This window comes from Brunnivagina elsteri CCALA 953 (assembly GCF_002289455.1).
In the GTDB taxonomy this organism is placed as follows: Bacteria; Cyanobacteriota; Cyanobacteriia; order Cyanobacteriales; family Nostocaceae; genus Brunnivagina; species Brunnivagina elsteri.
This window is the reverse complement of sequence record NZ_NTFS01000475.1, coordinates 1-4,566: the sequence shown is the minus strand read 5'-3', so window position 1 is coordinate 4,566 and position 4,566 is coordinate 1. Positions and strand designations below refer to the sequence as shown.

Here is a 4,566-nt window from a genome sequence, read left to right as displayed (position 1 = left end):
GTAGATATACTGATAATTAGAAAAGAATATCCTAACTTACGAGTTAAAAGAACATATTTTTAGTAGTATTACTGTAAATTAAACAATTAAATCTAACTATAATTTAATTTAAACAAGTTTCTTAATGATTCAAGTTTAAGTGAATGCTCGGAAAATATTGTGGCGAAAATTATAGATTTAAATAATGCGATCGCAACATAAAAGCACCTAGATAAATTACTGAGAATATGATGCTTATAAGAAAATTTATTTGCACTTCTAGACAAAGCCTCTAAAGCAGAACTACAACAGTGACAGACGAAAAAACGATTTGTCACAAACGAGAAATATCAATCATGAATAACAAACTTTTTGCTGCTTTATTTACTGCCACTGCTGTTACTGGAATGATGACCTCTACATCAGCAAGTGCAAGTGCAACAACAACTGTGACTCCATCTCCAGCGATACAAAGTAGAGATACAGCACCAGACTATTTCAAAAATAATCTTCAAAACATGAAGGACTTTGTTGGTAAAGAAGCACGTCAATTAGACCTAAAAACCATCAATGCTCAAAAAGTAGACCTTTCCAATTTCGTCTTAAAATATCAACATGATGTTAACGTTTTCTTCTTGGGGGAAACTGCGGGTGGATATCGTAACCGTTTAGATTATAAATCGATTTTCAATGGTAATACGAATACTGGCAAATTGTTTGGTGATACCTCTTGTAGCACAACAGATAGCATTGCTAACTTCAGTTCGTTCTGCGCTAACCCTAATGATGCTATTGCAGGTAGATCGAAAACTGATAGTCCTTTAAAAGTTGGTGACTGGGTAAGTATCGGTAATCAAAAAGCTGGTACACAGCTAGACTTTTTACTACACTCGAATGATATTAATGGTGGTATTTCCGGTACAAACGTCAAAACAGGACAGGCAAATACAAAAGGTGTTTGGAGTCTGAATGATGCGCTGAACCCAGATGGTTTACAACATGCGATGGCTTACTACTACAATGATTTGTTGGTAGTTGGTTTCGAGGATTTATGGGGTGGTGGTGACAAAGACTACAACGATACTGTTTTTGTTATTGATGTAGGTAAAGATAACGCACGGGCACTAGCTGGTATTACGAGTGTTCCAGAACCCTCTGGAGTTGCTGCATTACTAGGTGTTGGTGCAATTGGTTTCTTGAAATTGCGTCGTCGTTCCAGTCTCAAAGTAAACGTAAAATCTGAATAATAGGTTTTTATTCAGTAACGTCAAATTTTATATCCCCGACTTATGAAAAATCGGGGATATTCTCGATCTATTTTTTAGCAATTATCCATACTGCATGGACAATACCGGGAATGTAACCACAAAGCGTCAACAATATATTAATCCAAAAATCCATTCCTAAACCAACTTGTAAAAATACTCCTAATGGAGGAAGAAAAATTGCACAAATAATCCGTACTAAATCCATTTTCATCTCCTAAATATATCTTGATGATTCAGATGCGATCGCAATCAACAAATCTGCTGATACTTCTTAATTTAATATTAATTCCAAAGTTTCTGATTTCGGTAAATATTCGGTAAACCGCACTTATTCACTTTTTGTAAAACCGAAAAACACCAGAATATATTATAAATACAGTCAAGATTTATACAATCTAAATTATACTAATAATTACAGTAATAAACACTCTTACTTAACCACCACTAATTTTAGCTTTGTAGCCCAATTTTATCAAAATTTCGAGAAGTTTTTGCTTGTGTTCACCTTGAATTTCGATTTCATTCTCTTTCAGAGTTCCACCAGTTCCACATTGGGTTTTTAACTGTTTTAATAATTTTTCTAAAGTTTCCGGTTTTGCCTGAAAGCCAGTAATTATCGTGACTGTTTTACCCTTACGTCCAGAGCGAGTAGCTTGTATGCGAATATTCTGCTGATTTGGGGGTAGTTCTTGGACTGGTCTTTCTAAAGCCTCAGAGTTATTATCGCCGAATTCGCGCCAGGAAACACTACTTTCTGAAGAATTACCTTTCTTAGTCATGACTGCTGAGTGCTAAGTACTAAATTATGATATCTATTTAGTTTACAAGAAATTTGAGGGGATAGGTGTAGCTTATTTGCCATAGAGGATTTGCAAAATTAAATATAGATTTTTCACTGCAAATAGAGCGAATGTAATGGAGTAACAACAGGCTCTATAGCTAAATTAAATTGGCTTGAAAGAGTATAATTAGTTTTGCAGTACTACTTAGGAATAGCAATTAAATACAATATATTTCTTGTGGAATGGGCATCCTGCCCGTTAAGCTGATTAAGCAGGCATCCTGCCTGCCCCACAACAAACAAGAGAATCTTGCACTTTATTTAATCTACATTCCTTAGAGGACTTCCAGAAAATAAAATCTCCAAATCATATATTTACCAACCCTATCATACGTAGGGGTAGGGAGACCCTACCCCTACATTTATCAGGTGATTGATTTTTGGTGTCCCCTAATTTCTAGCTCTTAGCTAAAGCTTGCCTTAACTGCCTTAACTGCTTAGAAATATCTTTGAAATACGGATTTTCTGCAAGTTTGACAAGTACTTTTGGATCGACTGTTTTTACTAGCTGATTGTAAGAATTGATTGCCGCATTAAGTTTATTCACATTTACAGATTGACAAGCTGCTGCTCTTGATTGGCAATCTGGCAACATTCCTGATAAAGATGTTCTCAACTGCTCGACTAGCTTTTGATCTGCCCCTAAGTTAACGAATGCTTTCTCAATCTCAAATGCTGCCACACCTGCATCTTGTTTACCAAGTATGAGGCTAATAACAATATTATCCTGTGTTGGAAATTCTTCGCGTAGTTGTTCAGCAATTTTTTCAAAACTTTTTTGTGTATCTCCCGATGTATTCAGCGAGTCACCATTAAGGATAACCCCAATATCAGGGGCAATTATAGGAACAGTTTCTTGGGTTACACCTGAATATCCTGTTGAGTCAAAGTTACTTCCACCAACGACAGCTTCACCAGCAAGTGCGATTTTTGGGACAGCAAATATAGATATAGTTGCTATTAATACTATACTCAAAGAATAGGAAAAAGTTTGTTTTGTCATACCTTTATTTTCAATACAAGTAAGAATGATATTTTAAAAATTAAAGCCAGAACCTGCTGTAATTGTTAGACCAGAGCCTCCATTTAAATTATCAGTTATATCAGAAAAAATAGCATTGATTACGAAAGGAAATTTTTTCACGGGAACGACAGATACTCCCACATTTAAGCGGTTCCCTGTCCAACTACTAACTAGAGATAATTGGGGTATTACTTGCAAACCCACACTTCCAAATAAATTGGGAGAGTTATCTCTCGACAAAATTGCTCCTTTGGAGCGGAAAGCACCACTTCCGACACCAATTGAAACCGTCAATGGTAGCTTATTCTTTGCCATCAATGGAAATGCTTGGGTAACGACACCATAAACGGTTGGTTTGCCTATACTAGAGTCTCCCCAGCGAATTGGATTAGACCATCCAAAGGCAACTGCTGTACCTTTACCAAAGTACTTGTGTAATTTGAATCCTAAGCTACCACTATCACCAAAATCAAAGTCATTACCACCACCAACACTAGTGATGTTGAGGTTAAATTCAATACCCAGCGACTTCACTGCATCACCTTCCCCAATCCCCAATGATAGTGAACCATCAGTGCGATCGCGATCGCTATCTAGGGGAAATCTCAATCCTCCACCAATATAAGCTTGACGGGAACTCGCACCATAAGCACTAGGAGTTCCAGCAGTGGAAGCAGGGGAAGCTACGGACAATCTTGTTTTGCTACCGACGATAATCGGATCGATTAATAGCTCTTGACGTAATTTCTCTGTATCTCCAAAAGTGTCACCAACTACACCAGAAGAATCGGATTGGCTAAGTATTTGTTCTTGTTTTGATTTGTTCTGTTTTAAAGCGTTGAGAAGTTCTTGTTGACGTTGTTGAAACTTATTTCTAACTAAATCTCTAATTAAATAGTTACTGGAGTTAGTGTCTGTAACAGCAATAAAATCCTGATTACTAGCTTTTTCAGATAAGATTGTGCTGGATGGGTTTGATAAATCTTGTTGATGTGAATAAGCGCGTAACTCTTTGAGTAGGATTGTTTGAGAATCAGGGATTGTTTGTCGTGTTTTTCTATCTAATTTAGATTGTTTATTTTGTAAAATTTTATTGCCAATAGTAGTTATAGTTTTTCCATCACCAGAAATTATATTTGTTTTATTGACAATATCAGATGCAATTTTTTTTTCATTATTATAGTTGAAATCATTATCAGGTAAATTTACTGTTGCATCTTGTTTTTCTTGGTGATTTTCGATTGCAAAAACACTTCTGCTAGTAGTCTCATGGATTAATATAGTAGTAGCTAGGAGCAATACCATCACGACATTTTTGCTTATACTGAGACGAATATATTTACAATCGAAAGGTCGAGATTGCGATAATACTTGATGCCGATTCATAATAGGATTCCGTAAATACTATTGGAAATAGTAATTGAACAACAGTGAATGTATACAATGTATAATAT

5 protein-coding genes are annotated in these 4,566 nt (G+C 35.8%); 1 reads left to right on the top strand and 4 read right to left on the bottom strand.

Features of this window, described 5'->3' with window-relative positions:
* Positions 1-335: 335 nt before the first annotated feature.
* Entirely contained in the window at positions 336-1,226 is an 891-nt protein-coding gene (locus CK510_RS26690) for a DUF4114 domain-containing protein (protein WP_095724543.1), read from the top strand.
* Between the two features lie 67 nt (positions 1,227-1,293).
* Here CK510_RS26690 and CK510_RS26685 read toward each other — a convergent pair whose 3' ends face one another.
* The 4 genes from CK510_RS26685 to CK510_RS26670 form a co-directional block, all read right to left on the bottom strand.
* On the bottom strand, positions 1,294-1,452 hold the full coding sequence (locus tag CK510_RS26685; protein WP_095724542.1) for a YqaE/Pmp3 family membrane protein: 159 nt from the start codon (positions 1,450-1,452) through the stop codon (positions 1,294-1,296).
* Between the two features lie 229 nt (positions 1,453-1,681).
* Positions 1,682-2,026, bottom strand: a complete 345-nt coding sequence (locus CK510_RS26680) for a translation initiation factor (protein ID WP_095724541.1) — start codon at positions 2,024-2,026, stop codon at positions 1,682-1,684.
* 459 nt (positions 2,027-2,485) lie between these two features.
* Positions 2,486-3,091: a hypothetical protein gene (locus CK510_RS26675; protein WP_095724540.1), complete on the bottom strand. Its 606-nt coding sequence runs from the start codon at positions 3,089-3,091 to the stop codon at positions 2,486-2,488.
* Between the two features lie 33 nt (positions 3,092-3,124).
* Positions 3,125-4,498, bottom strand: a complete 1,374-nt coding sequence (locus tag CK510_RS26670) for a hypothetical protein (protein WP_143289453.1) — start codon at positions 4,496-4,498, stop codon at positions 3,125-3,127.
* Positions 4,499-4,566 lie beyond the last annotated feature (68 nt).

Coding starts and splice junctions, on each gene's coding strand:
- CK510_RS26690 (WP_095724543.1), top strand. CDS start 336: ATGAATAACAAACTTTTTGCTGCTTTATTTACTGCCACTGCTGTTACT.
- CK510_RS26685 (WP_095724542.1), bottom strand. CDS start 1,452: ATGGATTTAGTACGGATTATTTGTGCAATTTTTCTTCCTCCATTAGGA.
- CK510_RS26670 (WP_143289453.1), bottom strand. CDS start 4,498: ATGAATCGGCATCAAGTATTATCGCAATCTCGACCTTTCGATTGTAAA.
- CK510_RS26675 (WP_095724540.1), bottom strand. CDS start 3,091: ATGACAAAACAAACTTTTTCCTATTCTTTGAGTATAGTATTAATAGCA.
- CK510_RS26680 (WP_095724541.1), bottom strand. CDS start 2,026: ATGACTAAGAAAGGTAATTCTTCAGAAAGTAGTGTTTCCTGGCGCGAA.